Annotated in this window: 29 protein-coding genes; 8 read left to right on the forward strand and 21 right to left on the reverse strand. The window is 68.6% G+C overall.

What is annotated here, in order from left to right:
- Positions 1–3: 3 nt before the first annotated feature.
- From V6M51_RS05870 to V6M51_RS05900, 7 genes are all read right to left on the reverse strand, one after another.
- A complete protein-coding gene (locus tag V6M51_RS05870; protein WP_332765464.1) occupies positions 4–2,193 on the reverse strand; it encodes a xanthine dehydrogenase family protein molybdopterin-binding subunit in 2,190 nt (729 codons plus the stop codon).
- A 2-nt stretch (positions 2,194–2,195) separates the two neighbouring features.
- Positions 2,196–2,663, reverse strand: coding sequence for a (2Fe-2S)-binding protein (locus tag V6M51_RS05875; RefSeq protein ID WP_332765465.1), 468 nt, complete (start codon positions 2,661–2,663; stop codon positions 2,196–2,198).
- 69 nt (positions 2,664–2,732) lie between these two features.
- Positions 2,733–3,743 (reverse strand): alpha/beta fold hydrolase, encoded by a 1,011-nt coding sequence (locus V6M51_RS05880; RefSeq protein WP_332765466.1) that lies wholly within the window; start codon positions 3,741–3,743, stop codon positions 2,733–2,735.
- A gap of 9 nt (positions 3,744–3,752) precedes the next feature.
- Positions 3,753–5,069, reverse strand: a complete 1,317-nt coding sequence (locus tag V6M51_RS05885) for a CitMHS family transporter (RefSeq protein ID WP_332765468.1) — start codon at positions 5,067–5,069, stop codon at positions 3,753–3,755.
- A gap of 180 nt (positions 5,070–5,249) precedes the next feature.
- Positions 5,250–6,020: a DUF4908 domain-containing protein gene (locus V6M51_RS05890; RefSeq protein WP_332765469.1), complete on the reverse strand. Its 771-nt coding sequence runs from the start codon at positions 6,018–6,020 to the stop codon at positions 5,250–5,252.
- 56 nt (positions 6,021–6,076) lie between these two features.
- Positions 6,077–6,802 (reverse strand): beta-ketoacyl-ACP reductase, encoded by a 726-nt coding sequence (locus V6M51_RS05895; RefSeq protein WP_332765471.1) that lies wholly within the window; start codon positions 6,800–6,802, stop codon positions 6,077–6,079.
- A 49-nt stretch (positions 6,803–6,851) separates the two neighbouring features.
- Positions 6,852–8,027 carry an acetyl-CoA C-acetyltransferase gene (locus V6M51_RS05900; RefSeq protein WP_332765473.1) on the reverse strand — a complete coding sequence of 392 codons (1,176 nt, stop codon included), beginning with the start codon at positions 8,025–8,027 and terminating at the stop codon, positions 6,852–6,854.
- Positions 8,028–8,205: 178 nt separating this feature from the next.
- Between V6M51_RS05900 and phaR the strand changes: the two genes are divergently transcribed.
- The 3 genes from phaR to V6M51_RS05915 all read left to right on the forward strand — a co-directional run bounded on the left by phaR (position 8,206) and on the right by V6M51_RS05915 (position 9,764).
- Positions 8,206–8,811, forward strand: a complete 606-nt coding sequence (gene phaR, locus V6M51_RS05905) for a polyhydroxyalkanoate synthesis repressor PhaR (protein WP_332765475.1) — start codon at positions 8,206–8,208, stop codon at positions 8,809–8,811.
- A gap of 32 nt (positions 8,812–8,843) precedes the next feature.
- Positions 8,844–9,173 carry a hypothetical protein gene (locus V6M51_RS05910; protein WP_332765477.1) on the forward strand — a complete coding sequence of 110 codons (330 nt, stop codon included), beginning with the start codon at positions 8,844–8,846 and terminating at the stop codon, positions 9,171–9,173.
- A gap of 162 nt (positions 9,174–9,335) precedes the next feature.
- Positions 9,336–9,764, forward strand: a complete 429-nt coding sequence (locus V6M51_RS05915; RefSeq protein ID WP_332765478.1) for a GNAT family N-acetyltransferase — start codon at positions 9,336–9,338, stop codon at positions 9,762–9,764.
- Between the two features lie 151 nt (positions 9,765–9,915).
- Here the strand turns inward: V6M51_RS05915 and V6M51_RS05920 are convergent, their stop codons facing one another.
- The 3 genes from V6M51_RS05920 to V6M51_RS05930 form a co-directional block, all read right to left on the reverse strand.
- The gene (locus tag V6M51_RS05920) at positions 9,916–10,230 is read right to left on the reverse strand and encodes a helix-turn-helix domain-containing protein (protein ID WP_332765479.1); all 315 of its coding nucleotides are present in this window, start codon (positions 10,228–10,230) and stop codon (positions 9,916–9,918) included.
- A gap of 132 nt (positions 10,231–10,362) precedes the next feature.
- Positions 10,363–10,791, reverse strand: a complete 429-nt coding sequence (locus V6M51_RS05925) for a hypothetical protein (RefSeq protein ID WP_305675032.1) — start codon at positions 10,789–10,791, stop codon at positions 10,363–10,365.
- A gap of 70 nt (positions 10,792–10,861) precedes the next feature.
- Positions 10,862–11,590 (reverse strand): glycosyltransferase family 2 protein, encoded by a 729-nt coding sequence (locus V6M51_RS05930; protein WP_332765481.1) that lies wholly within the window; start codon positions 11,588–11,590, stop codon positions 10,862–10,864.
- Positions 11,591–11,645: 55 nt separating this feature from the next.
- On the opposite strand from V6M51_RS05930, the gene V6M51_RS05935 reads away from it, so the two are divergent.
- Together V6M51_RS05935 and V6M51_RS05940 are read left to right on the forward strand one after the other, a co-directional pair.
- Positions 11,646–13,319, forward strand: coding sequence for an ArnT family glycosyltransferase (locus V6M51_RS05935; RefSeq protein WP_332765483.1), 1,674 nt, complete (start codon positions 11,646–11,648; stop codon positions 13,317–13,319).
- Positions 13,316–14,215: a hydroxymethylglutaryl-CoA lyase gene (locus V6M51_RS05940; RefSeq protein ID WP_332765484.1), complete on the forward strand. Its 900-nt coding sequence runs from the start codon at positions 13,316–13,318 to the stop codon at positions 14,213–14,215. Before V6M51_RS05935 ends, V6M51_RS05940 begins: the two co-directional genes overlap by 4 nt.
- Positions 14,216–14,338: 123 nt before the next feature.
- On the opposite strand, the gene V6M51_RS05945 is transcribed toward V6M51_RS05940, so the two are convergent.
- From V6M51_RS05945 to cysS, 9 genes are all read right to left on the reverse strand, one after another.
- Positions 14,339–15,277, reverse strand: a complete 939-nt coding sequence (locus V6M51_RS05945; protein ID WP_332765485.1) for a glycosyltransferase family 2 protein — start codon at positions 15,275–15,277, stop codon at positions 14,339–14,341.
- A complete protein-coding gene (gene thrS / locus V6M51_RS05950; RefSeq protein ID WP_332765487.1) occupies positions 15,274–17,256 on the reverse strand; it encodes a threonine--tRNA ligase in 1,983 nt (660 codons plus the stop codon). The genes V6M51_RS05945 and thrS overlap by 4 nt, the downstream gene beginning before the upstream one ends.
- The gene (gene yidD, locus V6M51_RS05955) at positions 17,253–17,534 is read right to left on the reverse strand and encodes a membrane protein insertion efficiency factor YidD (protein ID WP_254835778.1); all 282 of its coding nucleotides are present in this window, start codon (positions 17,532–17,534) and stop codon (positions 17,253–17,255) included. Before yidD ends, thrS begins: the two co-directional genes overlap by 4 nt.
- Positions 17,535–17,590: 56 nt before the next feature.
- Positions 17,591–18,040 (reverse strand): iron-sulfur cluster assembly scaffold protein, encoded by a 450-nt coding sequence (locus V6M51_RS05960; RefSeq protein WP_332765489.1) that lies wholly within the window; start codon positions 18,038–18,040, stop codon positions 17,591–17,593.
- Entirely contained in the window at positions 18,037–18,594 is a 558-nt protein-coding gene (locus V6M51_RS05965; RefSeq protein WP_332765491.1) for an SRPBCC domain-containing protein, read from the reverse strand. The genes V6M51_RS05960 and V6M51_RS05965 overlap by 4 nt, the downstream gene beginning before the upstream one ends.
- A 177-nt stretch (positions 18,595–18,771) precedes the next feature.
- The gene (locus V6M51_RS05970) at positions 18,772–19,332 is read right to left on the reverse strand and encodes a DUF4304 domain-containing protein (protein WP_332765493.1); all 561 of its coding nucleotides are present in this window, start codon (positions 19,330–19,332) and stop codon (positions 18,772–18,774) included.
- Positions 19,329–19,451: a hypothetical protein gene (locus V6M51_RS05975; protein ID WP_332765495.1), complete on the reverse strand. Its 123-nt coding sequence runs from the start codon at positions 19,449–19,451 to the stop codon at positions 19,329–19,331. Before V6M51_RS05975 ends, V6M51_RS05970 begins: the two co-directional genes overlap by 4 nt.
- Positions 19,442–19,975, reverse strand: coding sequence for a hypothetical protein (locus V6M51_RS05980; protein WP_332765497.1), 534 nt, complete (start codon positions 19,973–19,975; stop codon positions 19,442–19,444). Before V6M51_RS05980 ends, V6M51_RS05975 begins: the two co-directional genes overlap by 10 nt.
- 172 nt (positions 19,976–20,147) lie before the next feature.
- Positions 20,148–21,587, reverse strand: coding sequence for a cysteine--tRNA ligase (cysS, locus tag V6M51_RS05985; RefSeq protein ID WP_332765498.1), 1,440 nt, complete (start codon positions 21,585–21,587; stop codon positions 20,148–20,150).
- A gap of 189 nt (positions 21,588–21,776) precedes the next feature.
- Here cysS and folE point away from each other — a divergent pair, with 189 nt between their 5' ends.
- A complete protein-coding gene (folE, locus tag V6M51_RS05990) occupies positions 21,777–22,406 on the forward strand; it encodes a GTP cyclohydrolase I FolE (RefSeq protein WP_305673404.1) in 630 nt (209 codons plus the stop codon).
- On the opposite strand, the gene V6M51_RS05995 is transcribed toward folE, so the two are convergent.
- The gene (locus tag V6M51_RS05995; RefSeq protein WP_332765502.1) at positions 22,403–23,596 is read right to left on the reverse strand and encodes a serine hydrolase domain-containing protein; all 1,194 of its coding nucleotides are present in this window, start codon (positions 23,594–23,596) and stop codon (positions 22,403–22,405) included. The two genes, folE and V6M51_RS05995, sit on opposite strands and share 4 nt — an antisense overlap.
- Before the next feature lie 63 nt (positions 23,597–23,659).
- Between V6M51_RS05995 and hisI the strand changes: the two genes are divergently transcribed.
- Positions 23,660–24,058 (forward strand): phosphoribosyl-AMP cyclohydrolase, encoded by a 399-nt coding sequence (gene hisI, locus V6M51_RS06000; protein ID WP_332765504.1) that lies wholly within the window; start codon positions 23,660–23,662, stop codon positions 24,056–24,058.
- Positions 24,055–24,681 carry a LysE family translocator gene (locus V6M51_RS06005; RefSeq protein ID WP_332765506.1) on the forward strand — a complete coding sequence of 209 codons (627 nt, stop codon included), beginning with the start codon at positions 24,055–24,057 and terminating at the stop codon, positions 24,679–24,681. Before hisI ends, V6M51_RS06005 begins: the two co-directional genes overlap by 4 nt.
- Here the strand turns inward: V6M51_RS06005 and V6M51_RS06010 are convergent.
- The gene (locus tag V6M51_RS06010; protein WP_332765508.1) at positions 24,678–26,345 is read right to left on the reverse strand and encodes an alkaline phosphatase D family protein; all 1,668 of its coding nucleotides are present in this window, start codon (positions 26,343–26,345) and stop codon (positions 24,678–24,680) included. The two genes, V6M51_RS06005 and V6M51_RS06010, sit on opposite strands and share 4 nt — an antisense overlap.
- Between the last annotated feature and the right edge of the window lie 56 nt (positions 26,346–26,401).

Below are 26,401 nucleotides of genomic sequence, written 5' to 3' on the forward strand. Positions count from 1 at the left end.
TCTCTAGACGCTCTTGAGCAGCCCCGTGTCGATGGGCAGCTGGCGAATGCGCTTTCCCGTCGCCGCGAAGATCGCATTGCACAGGGCCGGGATCACTGGCGGCATGGCCGGTTCGCCGAGCCCGGTCGGCGAGTTGTCCGACTTGATGAAGTGGGTCTCGATCGGCGGCGCGGCGTCGATCCGCATCAGCGGATAGTCATTGAAATTGGCCTGCACGGCCGCGCCATTCTCGATGACGATCTGCTGGGTCATGGCTCCGGAGAGGCCGTCCAGGACCGAGCCTTCGATCTGGTTCAGCGCCCCGAACGGATTGATGATCTGGCGGCCCACATCGACCCCCACCCAGACCTTGACCAACTCCACGGCGCCATCGCCGGCCACCTTGACCTCCACCACTTCGGCGAAATAACCCAGGTGGCTGAAGTGGAAGGCGACGCCCAGGCCCGAACCCGCGGGCAGCTTGCGGCCCCAGCCGGACTTCTCGGCCACCAGCTTCAGCACCCCGGCCATGCGCCCGGCGTCATAGGCGTCGCGCCCCAAGGTCCCGACCATGCCCTTGTCGCCCAGCAGCTTCAGGCGGAAGGCCACCGGATCGGCGCCGGCCGCATGGGCCAGTTCGTCGATGAAGGACTGCACCACGAAGGCGATGGCGTTGGAGCCCGGCGCCCGCAGGGGACCGGTCGGCACGCCGCAGGGCATCAGGGACAGGTCGTAGCGATAGTTGGGCACGAAGCGGGCCGGGAACTCGTGCGCCGCCATGCCGGCCGAGCGCGCGAACTGGCCGTTCTCGCCCAGCGACACGAAATGGTTCTTCCAGCCGACGATATCGCCCTTGGCGTCGACGCCGCCCTGCAGGAAGTGCCAGCCGGCCGGGCGGTAGAAGTCGTGGCGCATGTCGTCTTCGCGCGTCCACAAGAGCTTGACCGGCGCGCCGACCTGCTTGGCGATGAAGGCGGCCTCGACCATGTAGTCGTTGTTCAGACGCCGCCCGAACCCGCCGCCGCAGCGGATCATGTGGATGTGGACGTCGTCATTGGTGACGCCGAGCGCCTTGGCGACCAGCTCACGGCCGGGCTGCGGGTTCTGGGTCGGCGCCCAGATCTCCACCTTGCCGTCCTTGACCTGGGCCGTGCAGTTCTGCGGCTCCAGATTGGCGTGCGAGATGAAGGGATAGGCGTAGGCCGCCTCCACCGTCTTGACCGCGCCCTTCAGGGCGCCGTCGACGTCGCCGTCATTGCGCTCGGTGCGCAGCGGCGCGCCCTTGGAGAGTTCCACGGCCTTGGCCGCGAAACCGGCCGAGGACTGGCCCGAGGTCGGGTGCGCCGCCCACTTGATGTCCAACCTGTCGCGCCCCTTGCGCGCGGCCCACCAGCTGTCGGCCACCACCGCCACCCCGGGCAGGAGGCCGTCCAGCGCCGTTCCGCCCTCGACCACGAAGGCGTGGCGCACGCCCTTGACCGCCTTGGCGGCCTCGAGATTCGCGCTGGCCACCTTGGCGCCGAACACCGGGGCCTTCTCGAAGGTGGCGAACAGCATGCCGGGCACGACCACGTCGATGCCGAACAGCGGCTTGCCGGTGACGATGGAAGGCGTGTCCACCTGAGCGATCGAACGCCCGATGATTCTGTAGTCCTTGGGATCCTTGAGGGTCAGGGTCTTCAGGTCCGGGGCCGGCAGGGTCGCGGCCTTGGCGGCCAGCGAGCCGTAGGTCGCCTTGCGGCCCGAGGCCTTGTGATGCACCACGCCCGAGGCGGTCGTGCACTCAGAGGCCGGCACGCCCCAGCCCTGGGCCGCGGCGGCCACCAGCATGGCGCGGCCCGCGGCGCCCACCCGGCGCAGCTCGTCCCAGTGCAGCGGCGTCGCGGCGCTGCCGCCGGCGAACTGGCGACCGTAGAGCGCGGGATCGGACGGCGCCTGGACGCTCTTCACCTGGCTCCAGTCGACGTCCAGCTCCTCGGCGATGATCATCGGCAGCGAGGTCTTGATGCCCTGACCGATCTCCGGGTTCTTGGCCATGATCGACACCGCCCCGTCGGGGGCGATGGAGACATAGGTGTTGAGCTTGGCGCTCGCGGCCTGGGCCGCGCCCTTGCCGGCCACGGCGAAGCCCAGCAGCAGGCCGCCGCCGGCCGCCATGCCAGTCCTGAGGACGTCGCGCCGCGAGGCGGAGGGGAGGAAGGTTCCGTCGGCCATGACTAGGCTCCCGCCTTCTGGCCGGAGGCCTGTTTGATGGCCGCCCGGATGCGGGTGTAGGTGGCGCAGCGACAGATGTTGCCGCTCATCGCCGCGTCGATGTCCTCGTCGCTGGGCTTGGCCTTGCCCTTCAGCAGGGCGGTGGCCGACATGATCTGGCCGGGCTGGCAGTAACCGCATTGGGCCACGTCCAGCGCGCTCCAGGCGGCCTGCACCTTCTTGCCCACCGGGTCGGCGCCGATGCCTTCGATGGTCACCACCTTGCCGGCGCCGACGCTCTCGACCGGCAAGGAGCAGGAGCGCACCGGCGCGCCGTCCACATGCACGGTGCAGGCGCCGCACTGGCCGATCCCGCATCCGTACTTGGGCCCCAGGATGCCGAGGCTGTCGCGCAGCACCCACAGCAGCGGCGTGTCGCCGTCCACATCGGCCGACAGCGACTTGCCGTTGACGTTGAGCTTGAAGGCCATCAAGCGCCCTCCCCTATCTGTTGCCGGAATCCTAGAGGGTCGCGCAGTGCGGCCGCAAGCGGAGGAATTCTAAGGGCGTCCGGCCTTGGACATCGCCGACACCTCGGCGACGGCCTCCACCACGGCGTCGGGCTGGTCGAACATCATCATGTGCGAGGCGTTCGCCACCGACCGCTGCGCGCCGCGGGTCGAACGCGCCGCCACCTCCCGGTGCAGGCCCGTCCAGAAAGCCCGGACCATCGCCCTTCCGGGTTCGGGCGCGTCACCATAAGCGTCGCCCGCCGTCAGCACGATCAACGGCATGTCGCCATAGGCGCCGCGGCCGGCCGCCACCGCCCGCGAGGTCGTGGTCCACAGGCTGTCGAGTTCGGAGATCTGGGTGCGCCAGTTGGCGGGGTTCACCGCCTCGGCCATGCGCGCATCGGCGGCCTCGGCGGCCTCGCCGTCGCGGGGCTTGGGCGTGCAGCGGACCAGGGCGGGATCGTCGGACGGCAAGGCCTTGCGCTCGGCGGCCTCAAGGCAGCGGACGGCGCGCTGGCGGATGCCCTCCAGGCTGCCGGCGCCCGCTCCGAAAGCCGCGGCGAACCTCTGCTCCTGGAATTCGACGGAGGTGTCGACCAGCACCATGCCCACCACGTCGCGCGGCTGGCGGTCGGCGAACAGGCGCACATAGAGCCCGCCGGCGGAGTGGCCGACCAGGATGAAGGGTCCCCGGATCTTGGCGACCCTCAGGGCGTGGTCGAGGTCGCGCGCCGTGGCCGCGCCGTCGCGCGGCGCGGGACCTTCGTCGCTGAAGCCGTAGCCGGCGCGGTCATAGGAACAGACGCGGTGGGTCTTGGCGATCTTCGGCTGGACCTTCCACCAGGCGAGCGAGGTCGCCGCGAAACCGCTTTCCAGCAGGACGGTGGGGCCGCCCTTGCCCGAACAGCGCAGGTTCAGCCGCCGGCCATCGGCCAACCGCACCAGTTGTCCGGGATGGGCCTGCGGGTCGCGCGCCGGGGCGGCGGCCTTGCAACCGGTCACCGCCAGGCTGGCGAGGCCGGCGACAAGGACCAAGATCAGGCGGGAGCGTGCGACCATCGGGTCAGCCTAGCGTGAAAATGGCGTCACGCCCGTCGTGATCGCCGCGGCAAGCAGGACCAGGCTCAGCGCCGCCGCCCAGGGCAGGGTGAACCTCTGATGCTGGGCGAGTTCGACCCGCACCAACCCCACCAGCAGATAGGTCGAAGGCACCAGGGGCGAGAGCAGGTGCACGGCCTGGCTGGTGAGCGCCGCCCGCGCCATCTCCTCGGGCGCGATCCCATAGGCGCCGGCCGCCTGGCTGAGGATCGGCAGGATGCCGAAGAAGAAGGCGTCGTTGGAGATGAAGAAGGTGAAGGGCATCGAGATCAAGGCGGTGATCGGCGCCATGTAGGGGCCGAGGCCAGGCGGGACGGCGCCCACCACGCTGGCGGCCATGGCCTGCGTCATGCCCGTGCCGTTCAGGACGCCGGTGAATATGCCCGCGGCGAAGATCAGCACGATCACCGGCAGGATGTTCGGGGCGTGAGCGGCGATCCGCGCTTTCTGGGCGTCCAGGGACGGATAGTTCAGCAGCAGGGCGAGCGCGCTGGCGATCATGAACAGCACCGGCAGGGGGAGCAGACCGGCCACCAGGGCGGCGAGCAGGCCGAGCGTCAGCGCGGCGTTCAGCCAGATCAGCCTTGGCCGCTCGGTCAGGTCGTTGGCGCGGACCAGATCCTCGGCCAGCTCGGCGTCGCCCGGAGCATGGATCCGACCGTCGGCGGAGAGATGCTGCAGGCGCCGACGCTCACCGCGCCCCAGCATCCAGGCCACGACCAGGACGAAGGCCGCCCCGGCCAGCATGGCCGGGATCATCGGGACGAAGATGGCGGCGGGTTCCAGGCCGAGGGCGCTGGCCGCCCGCGCGGTCGGTCCGCCCCAGGGCGTGATGTTGGTCACCCCGCAGGCCAGCATCAGCAGGCAGGCCAGGATCAGCGGGTTGAGACCCATCCGACGATAAAGCGGAATCATCGCCGTGCAGCAGATCAGGTAGGTGGTCGAGCCGTCGCCATCCATGGAGACCAGCAGGGCGAGGACGGCCGAGCCGACTACGATCCGCACCGGGTCGCCGTGCACCAGGCGCACGATCAGCCGGACCAGGGGATCGAACAGGCCCGCATCGGTCATCAGGCCGAAATAGAGGATGGCGAAGGCCAGCATGACCCCGGTGGGGGCCAGGCTCCTGACCCCCTCCAGCATCATCGGCCCCAGTTCGGTCCCGAACCCCGCCAGCAGGCCGAAGGCGACAGGGGTGACGATCAGCGCCACCAGGGCCGAGACCCGGCCGGTCATGATCAGGGTCATGAAGCTCGCCACCATGGCGAAGGCGAGCAGGGTCAGCATCGCGGGATCACCCGGCGACGGTGGGGGGCAGGCCGTCGGCGAGCGCCCGGAACGGCGGACCGGCCATGATCGGCGACGTCTCGGACTTCCCCAACCCTGACCCGCTCCCGTCGCCCGTTTCCCGGTCGACCTTAGGCGCTGCGCGCGCCGACGTAAGACGAAATGTGACCGGCGGTCGCGCTATCGCGATCCCGCCGCCATCATGATCTTGTCCGACGACGGACGACCGGCCAGCCCGTCGGCCGGCGAAACGGTGATGCGCATTTCGTTCCCGTGCAGCACGGCCGACGGCTTGCGGCCTTCGACCAGCTTCACCTTCTTCAGGCGCGACAGCAGGCCCTTGCCATCCGGGCGGCGCGACATGCGCACCACGGCCTCGGCCGCGACCATGGCGGCGTCAGCGACCACCGCCGAGGAGGCCGGCGACGCGTCGGCCTCGAAGGGGATCAGGCGCCGCGCCGCGCGGGTGGCCTTGGCGCTGGCCTGGGCCAGGCGCTCCAGCAGGGCCTGCGGCCCCAGGGCGGGCAGGCGCAGGGTTGGGCCGCCGCCGGACAGGGCCGCGGGCGAGCCGCCGGGCCGCTCCGGTGTGAAGACGGTGAGGCCGCCCAGGCGGGTGGCCCGCAGCATCGGCTCGCCCAGGTCGTTCTTGTAGATCACGTCGCCGCGCGGAGCGGGCTGCGGGTGCAGGGCCCAGACCTCGGGACTGTCGTCGAATTTCAGGAAGGCGCGGGGCTGGCTGCGGTCCAGGACGAAGCCGTCGCCGTCCTGGCTGACATACCGCGCCACAGGCGGACTGACGCTGCGGCCAGAAGACGGCCGATCGCCGAACAGGCCCTGGCGCAGAACCTCGGGTCCGGCCAGGGCGGGCGAGGCGCACGCAAGGCTTCCCGCCGCGGCGAGCGCCGCGACGACGAAGGGCAGGTACGCATGCGCCGGTCTATCGCTCGCCATCACGGGAAGCAGATGCTCCGCGACTGCGGCTCTTTTTGGACTAGGACCGCCAAGCTTTAGCCCGCCATGTACTGGCCGCCATTGAGCGAGAGGGTCGAACCCGTCACGTAGCCGGCGTGTTCGCCGGCCAGGAAGGCCACCATGTCGGCGATTTCCTCGCCCTTGCCCAGGCGTCCGACCGGGATCTGGGCGATGATGCTGGCCAGCACGTTCTCAGGCACCGCCTGCACCATCTCGGTGTCGATATAGCCGGGAGCGATGCAGTTCACGGTGACGCCCTTGCGGGCGTTCTCCAGGGCGAGCGCCTTGGTGAAGCCGATCACCCCGGCCTTGGCGGCGGAGTAGTTGGTCTGGCCCATCTGGCCCTTCTGGCCGTTGATCGACGAGATGTTGATGATCCGGCCCCAGGAGCGCTCGCGCATCCCCTCGATCACCTGGCGGGTCATGTTGAACACCGAGTCCATGTTGACCCGGACCACGTCCGACCACTGTTCCGGCGACATCTTGTGGAACACCCCGTCGCGGGTGATGCCGGCGTTGTTGACCAGGATGTCGATGGGGCCGAGCTCGGCGCTGACGTCCTCGACCGCGCGCCTGCAGTCGTCGAACACCCCGACATTGCCCTTCACGACCATGACGCCAAGTTCCTTGGCGCAGGCGACGGCCGCCTCCTCATTGCCGGAATAGCCGGCGGCGACCTTCATGCCATCGGCCTTGAGCCGTTCGCAGATCGCCCTGCCGATGCCGCGTGTCCCGCCCGTGACGAACGCCACTCTGGCCATAGTCGCCTCCCGCTTTCTAGAATCGGCGTCGGTTGATCCGGCGCTCAGGTCAAACCGCTTCGACGCACATGGCCACGCCCATGCCCCCGCCGACACACAACGTCGCCAGGCCCTTCTTGGCTCCCGAGCGCTTCATCTCGTGGACGAGCGTGGTCAGGATCCGGGCGCCCGAGGCGCCGATGGGATGGCCGATGGCGATGGCGCCCCCGTTCACATTCACTTTCGCCGGATCGAGGCCCAGGTCGCGCACCACGCAGATCGACTGGGCGGCGAAGGCTTCGTTGGACTCGATGAGGTCGAGGTCGCCGATCGCCCAGCCCGCCTTTTCCAGCGCCTTGCGGCTGGCGGGGATGGGGCCGGTGCCCATGATCTCGGGGTCCACCCCGGCCGAGGCCCAGGAGGCGATGCGGGCCAGCGGCTTCAGGCCGCGCTTCTTGGCCTCGTCGGCGCTCATCAGCACCAGGGCCGCGGCCCCGTCATTGAGGCCCGAGGCGTTGGCCGCGGTGACCGAGCCTTCCTTGTTGAAGGCCGGGCGCAGGCCCGAAACGCTCTCCAGGGTCGCGCCGTGGCGGATATATTCGTCCTGATCGACCACCGTGTCGCCCTTGCGGCCCTTGATGGTGACCGGCGCGATCTCGCCGGTGAACTTGCCGGCCTTCTGGGCTGCCTCGGCCTTGTTCTGGCTGGCGACGGCGAACTGGTCCTGGTCTTCGCGGGTGATCTGCCAGCGGGCGGCGATGTTCTCGGCGGTCTGGCCCATGTGGTAGCCGTGGAAGGCGTCGATCAGGCCGTCCTTGGTCATGGTGTCGGTGAACGAGACGTCGCCCATCTTGGTCCCGGTGCGCAGGTGGGCGGCGTGGGGCGCCTGGCTCATGCTTTCCTGGCCGCCGGCGATGACGATTTCCACCGAGCCGTCGGCGATCTGCTGGGCGCCGAGCGCCACGGCCCGCAGGCCCGAGCCGCACAGCTGGTTCAGGCTCCAGGCCGGGCTCTCCACGGGGATGCCGGCGTTGACCGCGGCCTGGCGGGCGGGGCCTTGCCCCATGCCGGCCTGCAGCACCTGACCCATGATGACCTCGTCCACATCGGCCGCCGCGACGCCGGCGCGCTCCAGGGCGGCGAGGATGGCGATCTTGCCCAGTTCATGGGCGGGCAGGCTGGAAAGCGCCCCATTGAACGATCCGACCGGCGTGCGGGCGGCCGAGACGATGACGACGTCGGTCATGGCGAGGCTCCTTCTGGATAAGCGGTTCTATCTATCGGTAAACGTCGGATGATGGGCAAGGGGGTGAAATCGCTCGCCTGATTGGCGCGCCCGCTTTCCCAACGCCCTCGCATCCGCGATACTGCGGTGCAAGAGTGCGGCGCGCCTCGTGGGGAGGGAGCCCGGCAAAGGGTTTGATATGGTCGACACCCAACATGGGAAGGCCGACGACACACGTGTCGTCATCAAGAAATATGCGAACCGGCGGCTCTACAACACCGCCTCTTCCTCGTACGTCACGCTGGACCACCTCTCGGAGATGGTGAAGCAAGGCGTCGATTTCGTGGTCTATGACGCCAAGACCGGCGAGGAGATCACGCGGACGGTCCTGACCCAGATCATCTTCGAGGAAGAGGGGCGCGACGGGCAGAACCTGTTGCCGATCCAGTTCCTGCGCCAGCTGATCGGGTTCTACGGCAACTCCATGCAGGCCTTCCTGCCCAGCTATCTGGAGCTGTCCCTGGCCACCTTCGCCGAACAGCAGGAGCGCCTGCGCACTCAGTTCTCGGCCCTGCCGATCGGAACCGGCATGGGGGCCTATGACGAAACCATCCGCCAGAACCTGGCCATGTTCGACCGGGCGATGAAGATGTTCTCGCCGTTCGCCTATGCCGCTCGCGGCGAGGAGGTCGCGCCCGCGGCCAAGCCGGACGCGCCGCCCGCGGCCGCCGACGAGACGCTGAACGTGCTGAAAAAACAGATGGAAGAGATGCAGGCCCAGATCGAGAAGCTCGCCAAACGCTAGCTTAACCCGTGGGCCCTAGACTGCAGGCCGTCATGAGTTCGCCCATCGATCCCATTCGCCGATCCAACCTGGTGCGCCGCGCCCAGCGGCCGCACACGTCCGACCGCGAGGACACCCCGGACATCGAGGACCGCAGCGTGCCGGCGATCTACGATCCGGCCCCGACGCCGCCGCCCGGCGGCGCGGCCGAAGGAGCCTCGACTTTCAACGCCCATCTGATGGGCCAGGACGGCCAGAAGCGCGGCCTGCGAGGCGGTCCCGAGACCCTGGGCGCGGCGCGCAGCGTCTACACCAAGACCGAATGGTCCGGCCCCGCCGACCGCCGCGCCCGCAAGGGCGGCGTGACCAAGACCGAGATCTGATAGGGTCGCACCCATGAAGGGATTCGTCGCCGTCTGACGCCGCGCCTCGCCGCTGACGTCGTGGGCTGAGGCCGCAAGCGAGGCGCCAAGCGCCCGCGCGATGTCGTTCGACTCGTCAATCCCCTCCAAGCGGCCCTCGAGGTCGCCGTTCAGGACATCATCATGAACCTTGTCATCCAACAGGCCGACCGGCCTGACGACGCCTACATGCCCATCTGGGCGCCGTTGCTCGCCTTCAACCAGAAGGCAGTCGGTGACGCCCAAGGCGTTCCGTTCGCGCTCACCATCACCCAACCGGACAGCGGCGAGGTGCTGGGCGGACTCTGGGGGCTGTCACTCTGGGGTTCGTTCTATGTCGGCCTCTTGGTCGTACCCGAAAGCACGCGCGGCCGGGGACTGGGCTCCGAGCTGATGGCGCGGGCGGAGGCCGAGGCGACCGGCCGCGGCTGCCGCCAGATGTGGCTGGACACCTACGCCTTCCAGGCGCGGCCGTTCTACGAGCGGCTCGGATTCTCGGTGTTCGGACAGATCGACGGCGCGGCGCCGATCTTTCCGCGCGTCTTCATGCAGAAAGCGCTGACCACCGCCTGACTCAAAAGCTCGTCATCCTCCGGTCAGCCGCAGCCTGATCCGGGGGACCCAAGCTGAGTTGCAGAACTCGTACCGCCGCTTGGGTCCCCCGGATCGTCGTTCCGACGACCGGAGGATGACGACTATTGTTGATGATCCATCGGCGCGGGCCTCATCGCCCCTTCAGCCGGGCCAGCTCCGCCTCCAGGCTCGCGACCCGCCGCTCCAGGGCCGCGACCCGCCCGGTCAGGTCCTCCTGGCCGGGCACGGGCGTCGAGACCCCAGCATTGCGCGCCACCTCGGCGGCCGGCACGCCCAGCAGGTCGGCGAAAATGCCCACCTCCTCGGCGGAAAGTTCCCTCTGGTCCTTAAAGACCAGGGCCAGCTCGGCTTCGCCCATGCCGGCGGCGGCGGCCATGACACGCCGCGTCAGGCCGCGTTCGGCCAGCCTTTCCTCGAACCAGGCGGCGTCGAAGAACAGCGCCATCAGTCCCGCCCGTCCTGGCGCCGGTCTTGCTTAACCACTGGTGAATCCCGCCTGGACCGGACGTTTCATGATCGCGCTCGCCATCCGCTTCCTCGACGTCGCCGTGGTCACCCTGATCTTCTCGGCGCTCACCTAGTCGGGATCGACGCCGAAGCCCACGTCGCGGCGGGCGGTGACGATGGTGACGATGAACCCGGCCAGCACGTCCAGCAGCACCATCAGGGTCAGCAGGAAGAAGGTCGAGGTCGCGAAGGCCGGGGCCAGCAGGAACTCCACCAGGCAGGCCACGAACAGCAGCATCGACAAGGCGTGGTTGACGATGGCCGTCCGCCGGCTGGTGGTGGACTTCAGCAGTTCGATGAACAGCACGATCAGGCCCGCGGCGATCAGGATGTCGCCCAGGTTCACCGGCCATTGCGCCGTCGATGTCATGGCGATGTTGAACAGCGGCTCGGCCATGCGGATATTGGCCTCCACCGACGAGAACCCGCCCGCCAGGGTCAGGGCGACCAGATTGTAGGCGAGCACCGGCAGGGCCAGCAGCGGCAAGGCGGCGAACATCGGTGATCCCTCCCCGATTGGGACAGTCCCGAAATTCCGCTGTTTCGGCCCGCGCGGCAAGCTGGCGCCGCTACAGCTCCTCCACCGCCCCCGGCAGGCGCGCGCGGGACTGCAGCCACATGACGCCCAGCAGGTCGGAGAGCGAGGCCCAGAGCCGGCCGAGATTGGTGTATTTCGACACCCCCGTCTGGCGGTGGCGATGGTTCACCGGCCGGAACTCGACCCGGTAGCCCTCGCGCATCATCAAGGCCGGCAGGTAGCGGTGGATGTGGTCGAAATAGGGGAGCCGCAGGAATGCCTCGCGGCGGAAGGCCTTCAGCCCGCAACCGGTGTCGTTGGCGGTGTCCTTGAGCAGCGATTTGCGCACGCCGTTGCCGAACCGCGAGGCGAGCTTCTTGGCCTGGCTGTCCTGGCGCTTGACCCGCTCGCCGCCCACCAGGACGAGGTCGGCGGGACCGGCCAGCAGGGCGTCGACCAGTTGCGGACCATCGGCCGGATCGTTCTGGCCATCGCCGTCCAGGGTGACGATGACGTCGCCGCGCGCCGCCAGGACGCCGGTGCGAATCGAACGGCTCTGGCCTGAATTGGCGCCGTGGGTCAGCACCCGCAGCTGCGGGATCGAGGGCTTCAGCGCCATCAGGGCCGCGCGGGTCGCGTCGCGGCTGCGGTCGTCGACGAAGACGATCTCGAAACTTCGGCCGGCGAAGGCCTGGGCGATCTCGCGGGCGAGTTCCGGGGCCGCGCCCTCCTCGTCGAAGACGGGGACGACCACGGAAATGTCGGGCTTGATGTCGGCCATGTCTCTCCATAGCGGAAAAGTCGGCGCGCGAAAGGATCGTGCTATCAACGCGGCCATGAGTCTCGAAGCGGTCCTTGAGAGGTACGGCCGCGGCTGGCGGGGTCCCGCCATCGCCGCCCTGATCGCCTTCCTGGCCGGCCTGCCCGGCGTCTTCGCCATGCCGCCGCTGGACCGCGACGAGAGCCGCTTCGCCCAGGCCACCGCCCAGATGCTGGAGACCGGCGAGTTCATCGTCATCCGGTTCCAGGACGAGCCGCGCTTCAAGAAGCCCGTGGGCATCCACTGGCTGCAGGCCGCCAGCGTGGCGGCCTTCTCGGAGGCCGAGGCCCGCGAGATCTGGGCCTATCGCCTGCCCTCGCTGCTGGGCGCCATGCTGGCGGCGGCGGCCTGCGCCTGGGGGGCGAGCGTCTTCTTCGGCGGCCCGACAGGCCTGCTCGCCGGGGCGATCCTGGGCTCGACCTTCCTGCTCTCCACCGAGGCTTTCATCGCCAAGACCGACGCGGTGTTGGCGGGAACCACGACCCTGGCCATGGCCGCCCTGGCGCGGATCTACGCCGCCGGCCGCGAGGGCGGAAAGGCAGGCCGCGTCACCCGGCTGCTGTTCTGGCTGGGTCTGTCGGGCGCGATCCTGGTCAAGGGCCCGGTGGGGCTGATGGTGGTGGTGCTGTGCGCCCTGTCGCTCAGCCTCTGGGACCGCAAGTGGCGGTGGCTGAAGGACCTGGGCTGGGTCTGGGGCCTGATCATACTGGCCGCCGTCGTCGGGCCCTGGGCCGGCGCGGTGACGGTCGCCACCGACGGCGGCTTCTGGACCACCGCCTTCGGCGCCGACTTCGCGCCGAAGCTCGTCGGCGGCCAGGAGAGCCATGGCGCCCCGCCCGGCTACCACACCCTGCTGACCCCGTTCCTGATCTTCCCGGGCGCCCTGCTGCTGCCGGCGGCCCTGGCGCTTGGCTGGCGCCAGCGCGGCGAACCCGGCGTCAAGTTCGCCCTCTGCTGGCTGATCCCGGCCTGGATCGTGTTCGAGGCCACCCCGACCAAGCTGGTGCACTACACCCTGCCGACCTATGGGGCCCTCGCCTGGCTGATGGCCGCCGCGGTGTTGCGCGCGCCGCTCGGGTCCGTGGTCCGCTGGACGGGGATCGCACTGTCGGTGCTGGCCGGAGGCGTGCTGGCGATCGGGGTCGTCTACCTGACCACCCTCTACGGCGATCCGACGGACTGGCCCGCCGCCGTCCTCACCGCCCTGCTGCTGGCCGGGGCCGGGGTCTGCGGCGCCTGGCTGCTGTGGCGCGGCCAGGCGGGCAAGGCCATCGCCGCGGCCGGTGTGCTGACCGTTCTCGGCCACGGCGCCTTCGCCGCGCTTTTCGCGCCTCGGCTGGCGCCGCTCTGGCTGTCGGCCCGCACGGAACAGGCCCTGTCCGACGCCCGCCTGCTGCCGCGCCAGGGCATCGCCCCGGCGCCGGTGGCCGTGGCCGGCTACGCCGAGCCTAGCCTGGTCTTCGCCCTGGGCACCCCCACCGACCTGGGCGGAGTCGATCAGGCCGTGGAGGCCCTGGCCGAGCAGCGCCCGGCGGTGATCGAGGGCCGCGAGCAGGCCGCCTTCGAGGCCGCCTTGAAGGCCAGCCGGGTCAGGGCCCGGGAAATCGCCAAGATCGACGGCCTGGACTATTCCAACGGCGACGAGACGTCTTTACGGCTCTACGCTCCGATCCCATCTGTGAGTCCATGAGCCGCTTTATAGAGATCGTCGAGGTCGGCCCGCGCGACGGGCTGCAGAACGAGAGCACGGTGCTCAACACCGAACAGAAGCTCGAGTTCATCGCCCGCCTGGACGCCGCCGGCGCCAAGCGCATGGAGGTGGTGTCCTTCGTCAATCCCAAGCGCGTGCCGCAGATGGCTGGCGCCGAGGAGGTGATGGCGCGCGTGGTTCATGAATCCGCCCTCTCGCGCATCGGCCTGGTGCTGAACATGCGTGGCTGGGAACGCGCCGTGGCCGCCGCCTGCGACGAGGCCAATGTGGTCGTCTGCTGCTCGGACGGCTTCGGCATCCGCAACCAGGGCGCCTCGGTGGCCGAACAGATCGCCGCCATGCACACGATCGCCCAACGCAAGGCCGCCGAGGGCGGTCCGCCGATCTCGGTCACGTTCTCCACGGCCTTCGGCTGCCCCTTCGACGGGGAGGTGCCGCAGGACCAGGTGGTGGCGCTCGCCGCCGAGGCCGCCGCCGCCAAGGTCGACGAGATCGCACTGGCCGACACGATCGGCGTGGCCGATCCCTGGATGGTCCGCGCCCGAATCGAGGCGGTGCGCAAGGTGACTGGCGACATCCCCCTGCGCCTGCATTTCCACGACACTCGCAATACGGGGCTGGCCAACGCCTATGCCGGGGTCGAGGCCGGGGTCGATATCCTGGACGCCAGCTGCGGTGGCCTGGGCGGCTGCCCGTTCGCGCCGGACGCCACCGGCAATATCGGCACCGAGGATTTGGTCTACATGCTGGAACGCGCCGGGTTCGAGACCCGCTACGACATCGGCAAGCTGATCGAGACCGCCAAGTGGATGTCGGGAATCCTCGGCAAGCCGCCCGCCGCCTCGGTCAGCCGCGCGGGCGTGTTTCCGCAGTAAACCAAGAATCACCGCTCACCCCGGCGAAGGCCGGGGCCCAGATCATAGGGCGATGAGTGGTGGCGATACCCCGAGTTCGGTAGATGAGCCTGGGTCCCGGCCTTCGCCGGGATGAGCGGATTTTTAGGCCGCCCGTCCGCGGACGCGCCACATCACCGGGCGCACAACGGCCGTGCAGACGATCAGCGGCGACAGCAGCCAGGCGGTCACCCGGTCGGTGAGGCTGACGGCGCGTTTGCGGAAGTAGCGGGCCAGGCCCACGCCCTTGTGGAACTCCACCTTCAGCGGGCTGGCGTGGCTGGTGTGGCCCAGGTGGATCACCTCGGCCTTGGGCTGGAAGAGCACCTCGCCCCCTGCCTCGCGCACGCGCCAGCACAGGTCCACGTCCTCGACGTGCAGGAAATAGCCTTCGTCGAACCCCCGCAGGGCGGCGAAATCCTCACGACGCATGCAGAAGCAGGCGCCGGAGATGGTCGGCACCGCCGCCACAGCGTCGGGCGCGGCCTCGTTCTCCCAGTGCACCTCGTAGCGGCGCCAGGCCGGCACGTGCTGGGCCAGGTGCGAGAGGCTGAGCAGGGCGCTGGTGAGCGTGATATCGCCGCGCCGGGCGCCGCGCTGCTCGGTGCGGTCTGCGTTCAGCACCCGGCCGCCGACGATGCAGGGCGCCGGCCGGCCCTCGATGGCGCGGATCAGTTCGGCGATGGCGCCGGGCTGCAGGAAGGCGTCCGGATTGAGGAACACCAGCACGTCGCCGTGCGCCTGGTTGGCCCCCAGATTGGCCCCGCGCGCGAAACCCACATTGCCGTGGCCGCTGACCAGACGAACCCGGCCGTCGCGTTCGGCCAGGCCCTTCAGGCGCGCCGCCTCCATCCGGGTCGACCCGTTGTCGACGACCACGAGTTCATCGACCAGGGGATCGGCCAGGACGCAATGCAGGCTCTGCTCGAGGGCCTCGCCAGTCATGTAGACGACCATCACCACCGACACCTTGCGGCGGGGCTTCAGGAAGTCCTGCGTCGGCGAGGGCTCGTAGGCGACGATCGGTGCGGCTATGCCGTTCATCCAGCCTCCCTGGCCCCGACCGCGCCGCGAGCCGCAGCGGTCTGGCCCATGGCGTGTCGAGCAACATCAGGCGCGTCGGCGTCCAAGGCAAGCACCTTCACCGCGTCAGCCAGAGACAGGATCTGCTGCCCGTCCGATCCGAGGCGCCTCAAAGCCACCTTGCCCTCCTCGGCCTCGCGCCGGCCGACGACGGCGATGACCGGCGTCTTGGCGAGGCTGTGCTCACGCACCTTGTAGTTGATCTTTTCGTTCCGCAGGTCGGTTTCGACGCGCAGGCCCGCCGCGCTCAATTCTTGAGCGACCTGCAAGGCATAATCATTGGCGTCTGACGTAATTGTGGCGACGACCACCTGGGTGGGCGCCAGCCACAGCGGGAACGACCCCGCATAGTTCTCGATCACCACCCCCATGAACCGCTCCATGGAGCCGCAGATGGCTCGGTGGAGCATCACCGGCCGCTGCTTGGAACCGTCCTCGGCGATGTACTCCGCCTCCAGCCGCTCGGGCAGGACGAAGTCGAGTTGCAGCGTGCCGCACTGCCAGGTCCGGCCGATGGCGTCGCGCAGGTGGAACTCCAGCTTCGGGCCGTAGAAGGCGCCTTCGCCGGGCAAGCGTTCGATCGGCATGTTGATCGCCTGGCGCGCCGCGCGGTCCAGCTTCTCCTCGGCGATGTCCCAGACCTCGTCGGACCCGGCGCGCAGGTCGGGCCGCAGGGCCAGCTTCACGCTGTGCAGTTCCAGGCCGAAGTCGGCATAGACCGAGTTCAGCAGGCGGACGAACTTCGTCGTCTCCTCCTCGATCTGCTCCTCGCGGCAGAAGATGTGGGCGTCGTCCTGGGTGAAGGCGCGCAGGCGCATGATGCCGTGCAGGGCCCCGGAGGGCTCGTAGCGGTGGCACGCGCCGAACTCCGCCATCCGCAGCGGCAGGTCGCGATAGGATTTCTGGCCGAAGTTGAAAATCTGCACGTGTCCCGGACAGTTCATCGGTTTAACGGCCAGCTCCTCGCCTTCCGTCGTTTCACACGTGAACATCGCCGCGCCGAACTTCTCCCAGTGGCCGGACTTCTCCCAGAGGTTCCGGTCCATGATCTGGGGCGCCTTGACCTCCACATAGCCGTCGGCGTCCAGGCGGCGGCGCATATAGGCCTCCACCGTGCGGTAGAAGGTCCAGCCCTTGGGGTGCCAGAAGATCATCCCCTTGGCCTCTTCCTGCAGGTGGAAGAGGTCCATGGCGCGGCCGATCTTGCGGTGGTCGCGCTTCTCGGCCTCCTCCAGGCGCAGGAGGTGGGCGGCCAGGTCGGCCTCGCTGGCCCAGGCCGTGCCGTAGATCCGCTGGAGCTGGGCGTTGCGGTGGTCGCCACGCCAATAGGCGCCGGCCAGCTTGGTCAGCTTGAAGGCTTTGCCCACATGCTTCGTGGACGGCAGGTGCGGGCCCAGGCACAGGTCCTTCCATTGGCCCTGGCGATAGACGCTGATCTCCTCACCGGCCGGCAGGTCGGAGATGATCTCGGCCTTGTAAGCCTCGCCGATCGCCTTGAAGTGCTTGATGGCCTCGTCGCGGTCCCAGACCTCGCGCACGATCTTCTCGTCGCGATCGACGATCTCCTTCATGCGCTGCTCGATCGTCGCCAGGTCGTCCAGGCTGAACGGCGTCTCGCGGGCGAAGTCGTAATAGAAGCCGTCCTCGATGGCCGGGCCGATGGTCACCTGCGTGCCGGGGAACAGTTCCTGCACCGCCTCGGCCATCACGTGGCTGGCGTCGTGGCGGATGGTGTCCAGGGCCTCGGGGCTCTCGCGCGTCAGGATCTCGAAGGCGCCGCCCGCGGGCAGGGGCCGGTCGAGGTCGTAGAGGGCGCCGTCCAGCTTGATCAGCAGGGCGCGCTTCTCCAGCGACTTGGCGATGGAGGCGGCGACGTCACGGCCCGTGACGCCGTCGTCGTATTGGCGTTGGGAGCCGTCGGGGAAAACCAGGTCGATCATGATTCACATATCCAGTTCCGCGCGGCCGACCCCGGTCCTTTGGGGGTCTTGTCTCGCGGTTGGGGGACCGGGTCGTAGCCCGAGCCTCCCCAGGGATGACAGCGACACAGCCGCCGGGCCGCGAGCCAGGAGCCGCGCCAGGGGCCGTGACCGATCAGGGCGTCCGCCGCATATTCCGAACAGGTCGGAAGAAACCGGCATTGGCGCCCGATCAGGGGCGAGAGCGTCAGCTTGTAGGCGCGGAGCGCGCCCCTGACGCAGGTTTCATAGAGGGTCATGCCGGCTCGCGGTCGTGCGATTCAATCGCAGCGATTACGCCGTGCTAGGTCGGCGATCAAGCCGCGCCGGCGGGGCTAGTTCGGGCCGTGGCCTTTCGGACAGCGTCGACGACGGCCTCGAACGCCAGCAGCGTCGAGGCATGTCGGGCGGGATAGTCCTTGACCGGGGCGAGCATCGAGAGATCCGAAAAGCGTCCTGCAGGCGGAGGTCCGCCTTCCTTCAGCATAGCCCGGAAGTCCTGGCGGGCCAACTCCAGCTCCGCCAGACTCGCGCCCATGACGTTGGCGCCCAGCACCGAGGCCGAGGCCTGGCCCAGCGCGCAGGCCTTTACCTCCTGGGCGAAATCGCTGACGACGTCGCCCTCCAGCACCACGTCGACCACCACCCGGCTGCCGCACAGCTTGGATATCTTCTCCGAGCTGGCGTGGGGCGCGGCCAGGCGCCCCGCGTGCGGCAGGTTGGCGGCCAGCTTGAGCAATTTCGCCGAATAGAGGTCGTCGATCATGTGGCTGATGTAGGCGCCCCGCCCTGGGCGCGCCACCGCGCCTCGGCCTGGGCCTTCAGCGCCTCGTTCATGGCCTGGAAGCCGTGATGGACCTTGCGGCCGATGCGCTTGACCACGCGAGGACCCAGCAGGCCGCCGAACAGCTCGCCGTTGGAAACGATGCAGCTGGCCACATCCAGGATCTCGATCTCGATGAAGCGGGTATTGTTCACCAGCCCGCCCATCATCTTGAGCTTCCAATGGAGCTGGTCGTTGGGCACCCATTCCAGGACCACCGGCTTGATGACCTGTAGGGGCTCGCCCTCGAGCGCCATGGTCAGGGTGAGCTCCGAGCCGATCCGCACCTGGCCCTCGGCCTTCACATAGAGCGGATTCCAGTCGGCCCAGCCCTCAAGGTCGTAGATCAGGTCCCAGATCACCTCGGCCGGCGCCTGCACCCCGATCCGATGCTCCACCCGCACGCCGCTGGGTCCCGCCGCCTTGGGCGTGACATTGAACGTGAACCCCGCGGCTGGGGTGAAGGTCTTGGGTCTGTTCTGGTTCAATCCAGGCATCAGGCCTGCTCCTTGGTCGCCCATTCTCCGCCCGCCTCGAATATAGGGCGGCCAGATTGTCGAGACCACACAGAGCAATCCAACCAGGCTCCGCACCTCCTAGAGCCTTCCGGCGGACACGCGCAATCGGTTCGATGTTTCAGGTGCGTGTATAGCCACGCCATACGCCAGCAGATGTCAGTCGCCGCAGCCTAGCCGCCGCCTCACCGCTTCGATCTGAGTGAGCCAGGATGGCAGCAGGCGCTTGGGAGGATTTGCGAGCGCCGCACAGGCTTCGTCGTGCTCGTCCATCCTATGCAGGGTGATGGCGAGGCCAATTCGAAGGCGGGCGTTGAACCCACTTGTGTCATATCGCCCGAAGCCAAGGGCCTGATTTTCCAAGGACCGTCGACTGTCGAGATACGGAAGGGCGTAGGTCAAGATCGCCTGCGACAGTTCTTCAGGTCCGTTGGGATCCCGCCGCCACCAATGGTCGGTTCGATCCATGAGCTGCCCGATACGAACCGTCGTATGATAATATAATCCAGGCGAACCAGGCGGAACGGCCTCCTTCCATATCGCGTCGGTTGCCAGATCCTTGGACGAAATGTTCGCGGTGGTCCCCGCTCTCGAGCTGACTTGCAAGTTCACACAGTCTTCGAAGCCGTCACGAAACCGGATCCAGTTTCGCCCGGTGCGGGCGAAACCGGCGGGTCGAAGCACGCTGTCCAACGCGCCGAGGTAGGATTTCGAACTCACAAGAAATCCTTGGGATCATAGTAGATCGAGCGCGTCTTGTTGCCCGTCTCGGTTTCATATTTCTTCGCAGCTCTGGCGGCCGCGGCCCTGCCGCTCGGCGTGTTCGGTTTCAGCTCCATGAGGCGCCGCCTGTTGGATAGTGGATTGCGCGCGGGCGCCCCACGTCAGGCTTGAGCATCCGTCCGCTCTCGCCGGTCAGCGTGGGTTCATAATCCCACCCGGGCTTGCTCGCCAAGCGATCCTCAAGCGCGTCGTGAGCCCGCCGCCCTGCACGCGTCGCCCAATTGTCCCCGACTCGTAGAAATAGATCACGCTCTACAAATCGATGCGGGATTTTCCGCGCCTCGCGAACCAGGGGCCGCAAGGCCAGGGCCCCGGCCCCTTCCGCCGCGAGGATCACAGCCGCCGGAGCAAGCGCCGGGATCGCCATCCAACTGTCCTTTTGGCTTTCCGCGTGAACGACTTTCCGAAACGCCTCCTGCTCACGACGAAGGTCAGTCAGGTCGTCGGCAGGCCGTGCTGCTTGCGCAGGCTCAGCCCGCCGCACTCCGTTGCGCTCATCGACGATCCTCTGCCGCCGCGCCATCCACTCTGCGGTGGTTTCATCGTCGTAATTGCTTCGCGCAAATTGCTGCCCGGCCACACCGATCCCTTCTCGTCTTGATGAAACTGGCCGGAGCGCTCCGCACGCCGCTGGGTCGGAGCCGCCAGGCCGCAATCTGAAGCTATCGAAGCAACCTCAGATTGTCTAGAACAAAACGAGAACAAATGGCGCCCTACGCTTGTCACTAGGGGCTATGGGATATCGGCCGTCGCTAGCTCGGCTCCTTGATCCGCCAGGTCGCCCCCGTCGGCCCGTCCATCACCTCTACATTCAACGCCGTAAGCTCGTCGCGGATGCGGTCGGCGGCGGCCCAATCCTTGGCGGCGCGGGCTTCGATGCGCTGGGCGATCAGGCCGTCGATGCGATCCTTCATGCCCTCGTCGACGCCACCCTGGAACCAGGCCTCGGGATCGCCGGCCAGGAAGCCGATCAGGTTGGCCGCCTCCAGCAGCACCTGGCGGTGGTAGCGCGCCTCGCCCTCGGCCGCGTCGCGGATGGCCAGACGCAGGCGGTCGGCCAGCTCGAACAAGGCCGCGAAGGCCGCCGGCGTGTTCAGGTCGTCGTTCAGCGCCGCCATGAACCGCTCGGTGTCGGGATTGACCCCCGCATCATAGCCCTTGGCCTCGGGCGCCGTGGCGGTGTCGCCCAGGAAGCGGTTGGCGTCCTGGACGGCGCCATAGAGCCGGTCGAGGGCCTTCTTCGCCTGTTCGATCAGCTCGCCGGTCCATTCCAGCGGCGCGCGGTAGTGGCCGACCAGAAGGGCCCAGCGCAGGGCCTCTCCGGGCGCCTGCTTCACCAGCTCATGAACCAGGACCACATTGCCCAGGCTCTTCGACATCTTCTCGTCGCCGAAGTTCAGGAAGCCGTTGTGCATCCAGTAGTTGGCGTAGCCGACGCTGTGGTCGTGACCGGCGCACAGGCCCTGGGCCATCTCGTTCTCATGGTGCGGGAAGAGCAGGTCGATGCCGCCGCCATGGATGTCGATGGGCAGGCCCAGGCTCTGCTCGATCATGGCCGAGCACTCGATGTGCCAGCCGGGACGGCCGGGCCCCCAGGGGCTCTCCCAGACCGGTTCGTTCTCCTTGGACGGCTTCCACAGCACGAAGTCGGCGGGGTGCTGCTTGTAGGGAGCCACGTCCACCCGGGCGCCGGCGATCATGTCGTCCATCGGCTGGCGCGAGAGCTTGCCGTAGTCGGCATAGGCCTGGGTGTTAAACAGGACATGGCCTTCGGCGGCGTAGGCCGCGCCGTTCTGAACCAGGCGGCCGATCATGGCGATGATGGCGTCCATGGTCTGGGTGGCGCGCGGCTGCTCGGTCGGGCGCAGGGCGCCCAGGACCGCCATGTCCTCGTTATAGATCGCCAGGTAGCGATCGGTGATCGTGTCGATCGGCACGCCTTCCTCGGCGGCCTTCTTGTTGATCTTGTCGTCCACGTCCGTGACGTTGGCCGCATAGACCACCGAATCCTCGCCATAGAGGCGGCGCAGCAGCCGGAACAGCACGTCGAACACCACCACCGGCCGGGCGTTGCCGATGTGGGCGTAGTTGTAGACCGTCGGCCCGCAGACATACATCGTCACCCGGCTCGGATCCTTGGGGACAAAGGTCCGCTTTTCGCGGGCCATGGTGTCGTAGAGAGCGAGGGTCATAGGACTCTTTTTCAAGGTGACGCTGCGTGACGATTGCCGGACTGGGCCTTGGCCCCATATACAGAGCGCTCGGACGGGAGGCCATGGGGCGATAGCGGCCCTTCTCACGTCCTGACCTATGGGTGACACGCGTCATTTCCGGGACCATCGTCCCGGCGCAACTCAGGCCCGGGAAAGAACCGCTCACACATGGACGCTCCTAGTCGCGACCGAACCCTGATCGGCGGCGCCGATCTTGATCTTGAAGCCGTGAAGCGCCCGACGCGCGAAGAGGCTATGGAGGCCGTGCGCACGCTGATCGCGTGGGCCGGCGACGACCCGCGCCGCGAAGGCGTGATCGACACCCCCAAGCGGGTGGTCGACGCCTATGGCGAATGGTTCGAGGGCTACAACCTCGATCCGGCCAAGGAGCTGTCGCGCACCTTCGAGGACGTGCAGGGCTATGACGACATCGTCATGCTGCGCGAGATCGAGGTGGAGAGCCATTGCGAGCACCACATGGCCCCGTTCCTGGGCAAGGCCTATGTGGCCTACATGCCGACGAACCGGGTGGTGGGCATCTCCAAGCTGGCCAAGGTGGTCGAGATCTTCGCCCGCCGTCTCCAGACCCAGGAGACCATGACCCAGCAGATCGCCGACGCCATCACCGACAGCCTGCGTCCCGCCGGCGTCGCCGTGCTGATCGACGCGGCCCACCAGTGCATGACCACCCGCGGCGTCCACCACCGCCACGTGACCACCATCACCACCCAGTTCACCGGGGTGTTCAAGACCGACGCGACCCTGCGCCAGCGCTTCCTGGACTTCGTGAACCGCTAGACCTTCTTCGGAAGGGTCGACAGCAGCAGGTTGGCCGTGGCCTCGGGCGAGCCTTCGCCCGTGAGCGCCACGGCCACATAGGCCTGCTTCTCCAGGGAATAGGCGACGACGGCCTTCGCGCCGGGCAGGCCGCCGGCATGGCCGAGCCAGGTGTCGCTGGCGCGCGGATCCGCGGCGGCCAGGTCGCTGACCATCACCCCCAGGCCGTAGTGCGACGGCCCGACGCCGGTCATCGGATAGAGCCGCATGAACCGCCGCCGGGTCTGCTCGGCCCCGTGCAGCCTGTTGGACATCAGCGCCCGCCAGAACTTCACCGCGTCACCCGCCGAGGCCGCCACCGCGCCTGCCGCATAGGGCGTGGTGACGTCGTCATCGGTCCCGCCGGACGGTCCGGTCGGCGCCAGCGGGGCCATCCCCGCCAGGACCTCGCGCGGCGCCAGGATGTCGGTCTCGCGCAGGTCCAGCCGTTCAACGATCCGACCGCGCAGGGCCTCGTGATAGGGCCTGGCGTCCACCGCCTCGATGATCCGGCCGAGGTGGACATAGCCGGTGTTGCTGTAGCTCCAGGCCGCGCCCGGGCAGAAACCAGCCGGCTGGGCGTTGGCCGCCGCGAGCAGCCGCTCGGGCGGCTTGTAGCCCGGCTCGGCGCGCAGGACCGGGTCGTTCTGGAAGCTGTAGAGCCCGCCGGTGTGGCCCAGCAGGTCCTCCACGGTGATCCAGGCGGCGTTCGGCGCCTCCGGCGCCCAGCGGTTCAGCGTCGCCTCCAGGCTGAGCTTGCCCTCCTCCACCATCTGCAGGATCGCCGTAGCGGTATAGGCCTTGCCGACGCTGGCCCAGAAGAAGCGGCTAGGCAGGGGCTCGCCGGGCTTTCCCGCCAGGGTCTGGGTCCAGATCGCCCCATCGGCGGTCGCCAGGGCGGCGGTCAGCGCCTTGGTCTGCATCTTGCCGGCCGCCTGTTCGAAGGCCGCCTCGAGCTTGTCGCTGGTCACCGGCGCCAGCCGCGAGCTTCCCGCCCGGGCCGCCGCGTCGAATTGCCAGGCGCCCAGCTGGGCGCGCAGCGGCGGACCCGCATAGGCGACCCGCGCCGTGCAGGGCTTGGGCGGCTTAGGCTTCTTCGGCGCGGCGGAAACCAGGCTCGGAAGCGCCAGGGCCGCGGCGGCGACGATCACGGTTCTACGGCTGGCGGTCATGCTTCTCTCGCGCGCTCGAACGGTTCGCCTCCCCCTCGCCCGCAACCAGGGCTATAGCAAGGCATGACCCAGCCCCTATTCCCCACCGCCAGCACCAAGGACATCCTCGAAAAGGGCGACGTCCTCGCCCCCCGGTTCGACGCCGCCGGGCTGATCCCCGCCATCGCCGTCCACGCCGAGACCGGCGAGGTGCTGATGCTCGCCTATATGAACGCCAAGGCCCTAGAGCGCACCCTGGCCACCGGCGAGGCCCACTATTTCAGCCGCTCCCGCAACGAGCTCTGGCACAAGGGCGCCACCAGCGGCCAGATCCAGCTGGTCGAGGAGATCCGCATCGACTGCGACCAGGACACCATCCTGCTCAAGGTCACGCCCGAGGGCGACGGCGGGGCCTGCCACACCGGCGCGCGCACCTGCTTCTACCGGGTGGTCGAGAACGGCAAGCTGAAGGAGCGTCCGTGAGCGTCGTCGAAGCCCTGGTCGCCTTCACCCTGGCCGCGGGCCTGTTGACCCTGACCCCTGGCCTCGACACCGCGCTCATCCTGCGCACCGCGGCGGCGGAAGGGCCCAAGCGCGCCGTCCTGGCGATGGTCGGGATTTTGGCGGGCTGCTTCGTCTGGGGCGGCCTGGTGGCGTTCGGGCTCGGAGCCGTGCTGGCGGCCTCGACCCTGGCCTTCACCGTCCTCAAGTGGATCGGCGCGGCCTATCTGCTCTGGCTCGGGATCGGCCTGATCCTCAAGCCCCGGGACCGGTTCGAGGTGGGCGCCGCGCCGGCCCCTTCGAGCGGCGACACCGCCTGGATGCGGCGTGGCTTCCTCTCGAACCTGCTCAATCCGAAGATGGGGGTCTTCTACGTCTCGTTCCTGCCCCAGTTCCTGCCGCAGGGGGTCTCAGCCGCCCCGTTCATGCTGCTGCTCACCGCGATCCACGTCCTGCTGGGCGTGATCTGGCTGGGGTTGCTGATCGCCGCCACCCAGCCCCTCGCCCGGGTCTTGAGACAGGCCGCGGTCGTGCGCTGGCTGGACCGGGTGACCGGCGGGGTGTTCATCGCCTTCGGGCTGAAGCTGGCCTTGGAGCGGCGCTAGGTTTCGCTCAGGGCCGAGACCCCGCTGGCCTCGCGCGTCACCCGGAAGGTCTTCAGCACCTTGGTCTCGTAGGTCTTGGCCAGGATGGTGGAGACCGCCATCAGCTCAGCCTTGGCCTCGTCGCGGGTCAGGGTCAGCAGGACGAAGCCCTTGGCCGCCTGGTCACAGAACACCACCTCCGGATTGGCCGCGGCGAACACCTCGCCGACGGGGAAGGTCTTGATGGCGTCGCCGCCGCCGGGACTGGTTATTCCGGTGGTCCCGAATTCCACGGCCCTGCGGACCCCGGCGTCGTCGGATAATTCATTGGCCCAGAAGGCGTGGCTGTCGCCCGAGACGACGATGGCGTGAGCCCCGGCGTCCTTGACCAGGCCATAGAGCCGCTCGCGGGCGGCGGGATAGCCGTCCCACATGTCGAGGCCGTAGGGCAGGCCGAGCCCCGCCAGCCGCTCCAGCCGCTGGAGCCGGGTGCGGCCGTTGGGGGTCTCCTTGGCCATCACCTCGGCCAGCTTGGCCTCGCCCAGCTCCTTCTTGAGGCTGGGGGCCATCAGCCGGCCCATCACCACCTCGTTGCCGAGGATCTGCCAGGCGCGTCCGGCCTTCACCGAGTCCTTCAGCCCGGCGCCGAGCCAGGCCTCCTGGGCCGGGCTCATCATCATCCGGGCCGGATCGGCGAGCTTGGCCTTGAAGGCGGCCACCTCGGCCGGGCCGCCCGGCTCCGGCAGGTCCCTGTCGTAGTTGAGTTGCTTCACGCGGGCGGTCAGGCGGGTCTCCAGCATGAACAGGCTGGCCAGGTCGCCGAACTGGAAGCTGCGATGGATGGCCGGGCCGCCGTCGGCCGGCTCGCGGATCGGCATCCACTCGTAATAGACCTTCACCGCCCGCGCCTTGCGCTCGGCCCAATCGCCCTCGCTGTCGGGGCTGTGGTTCTGGGCGCCGGTGGAGAAGCTGTCGTTGGCCGTCTCGTGGTCGTCCCAGACCACGATCCAGGGCGCGCGGGCGTGGGCCGCCTGGCTCAATGGGTCGGACTTGTACTGCGCGTGACGGGTCCGGTAGTCGGCCAGGCTGAGGATCTCGTGCGGCGGATCGTGCGGCCGCTCCCCGGCCACCGCGGAGTTCATGCCGTAGGAGCCGGGTCCGCCATACTCGTAGATGTAGTCGCCAAGGTGCAGCACGGCGTCGACCCGCGGCAGCTTGGCTATGGCCTCATAGGCGTTGAAGTAGCCGTTCGGGTAGAGAGTGCAGGAGGCCACGGCCAGGACCACGTCCTTGGTCGGTCCGCTGGGCAGGGTGCGCGTGCGGCCCATGGGTGAGGTCGCGCCATTGGCCTCGAACTCGAACGTGTAGGCGCGGCCCGCGTCCAGACCGGTCACATCGACCTTGACCGTCCAGTCGCGGCCCGGTCCGGTCCTGCCCTCCCCGGACTTGGCTCCGCCCGCCCGGCGGTCGATGGGGTTCAGCCTCCAGCGATAGGCGATCTCGCCGGCGGCGGGATCGACCGGCGTGATCCGGGTCCACAGAATCACCCGGTCGGCCAACGGATCGCCCGAGGCCACCCCGTGCTTGAATTCCACAGCGCCCGAATAGGCGCCCTGCGCCATGGCGGGCGTCGCCGCCGCGCCGAAACCCAACAGGGTAAGCACCCGACGTCGATCGATCCGCATCCCGTTCATCCCCCGCGCGTTCCGGCTAAGCTCCAAATCGAACCTAGTGGAGGAGG

This window comes from Phenylobacterium sp., assembly GCF_036677185.1.
GTDB lineage: Bacteria > Pseudomonadota > Alphaproteobacteria > Caulobacterales > Caulobacteraceae > Phenylobacterium.